Below are 1547 nucleotides of genomic sequence, written 5' to 3' on the forward strand. Positions count from 1 at the left end.
CCCTGATACACTGCGGTGTTGCGGCGCACAATACGCCAGCGGCCATTCTGGTAAAACCCATCTGTTTCGAGCCGTTCGGGCAATGCAGCGATGCTTTCGGCATAGGAAAGCAATTCCTGATTCTGCGTTAATACCAGGGGCTTTAGACCGGGCCCCGTAACAATAGAGAGGGCTTCTACCACCAAATGAGAGAGATCCTGCACAGGCTGGGGCACCGCCGCCGACTTAGCCTGGAGCCGTATCATCCGTGCCCGTGCATCAGGACCGGTCGTTTCTTTGCTGGCCGCAATAAGGTCCAAAAGGTAGTTACGGACATCATTCAGTTCTTTAAGGGAAGTAAGTTTATCTATTCCGGGAGAAGAACTGATAACCTTTGCGAGAAGGGACACTTCCCGCAGATAATGGTTCCGCTGGTTAGAAGGCACCAGGTACATGGTGATGAGCGAAATAGGTTTGCCGTCGGGGGCGCCATAATCGATACCGGTGGGGCTCCAGCCGATTACGCACATAAGGTCTTCTTCGAATTCCAGCCGTGCATGGGGGCAGGCCCAGCCTTTACCAAGAGCGGTATTCATGGCCTCTTCCCGGGCCATAACGTTTCCCACAATATCGGTCCCCGTGGGTATTTGGGGGAATGCTTCTATTATATGGGCAAGAAACTGCAGTGCATGGGTCTTGTCGTTTTCCGGCAATTCAAAAAGCCGCCCTTCCTGGAGGGCATCGAGCAGGGTATCCATGGTTATACTCCTTCAAATCTGCGGATAAACCAGCTTTTTACCTTATGGGTTAAAATGCTGTAGCTTACAAGGAAGAGTCCAATCCAAATAAAATATACTGGAGGAAGCGGAACAAAACCGAGCAGCGGCGCCAGGGGCGAATACGGGAGCCAGGCGCCGATAGCCATAACAAACAGGGTGGTGAACAGCATAGGCGCTGAGGCTCGGCTCTGTATAAAGGGAATTCTCCGGGTCCGTATGATATGTACTATTAAGGTCTGGGTTAAAAGGGATTCCACAAACCAGCCGGTCTGAAACAGCTTTGCAAGCTGATCCTGTTGCCCCGCGGAAAGGGCGGGATTTAGAAACTCGCTGGTTCTGAAAAAGAACCACATGAGGGCGAAGGTGGCATAATCAAAAAGAGAGGAGATAGGCCCGATGAACATCATAAATCGTTTAATGTTCCCGATGTCCCAGGTGACCGGTTTTGCCACCTGTTCGGGATCTACCTGGTCTAAGGGAATACCAGTTTGGGAAAAATCGTATAACAGGTTATTGGTCAAAATCTGCAAGGGCTGCATAGGCAGGAACGGCAGCAAGTAACTCGCGCCGAGAACACTAAACATGTTACCAAAGTTGGAACTTGCGCCCATCCGTATGTATTTAATGATATTGGCAAAGATTTTCCTGCCTTCGATAATTCCTTCTTCCAATACCAGGAGACTCTTTTCAAGGAGCACAATATCCGCCGCTTCCTTGGCCACATCCACCGCAGAATCTACGGAGATACCCACATCAGCCGCTGTCTCTTATACACATCTCCGAGCCCAC

Annotated in this window: 2 protein-coding genes; both read right to left on the bottom strand. The window is 50.7% G+C overall.

The features are described from left to right. The coding region (locus N2315_09270; GenBank protein ID MCX7829364.1) for a PTS sugar transporter subunit IIA at positions 1-737 on the bottom strand (737 nt) is incomplete at its 3' end. 2 nt (positions 738-739) lie between these two features. Beyond that, a complete protein-coding gene (locus tag N2315_09275) occupies positions 740-1486 on the bottom strand; it encodes a cation transporting ATPase C-terminal domain-containing protein (GenBank protein MCX7829365.1) in 747 nt (248 codons plus the stop codon). Positions 1487-1547: the final 61 nt, after the last annotated feature.

It is taken from the genome of Thermanaerothrix sp. (assembly GCA_026417795.1).
Lineage (GTDB): Bacteria > Synergistota > Synergistia > Synergistales > Synergistaceae > Thermanaerovibrio.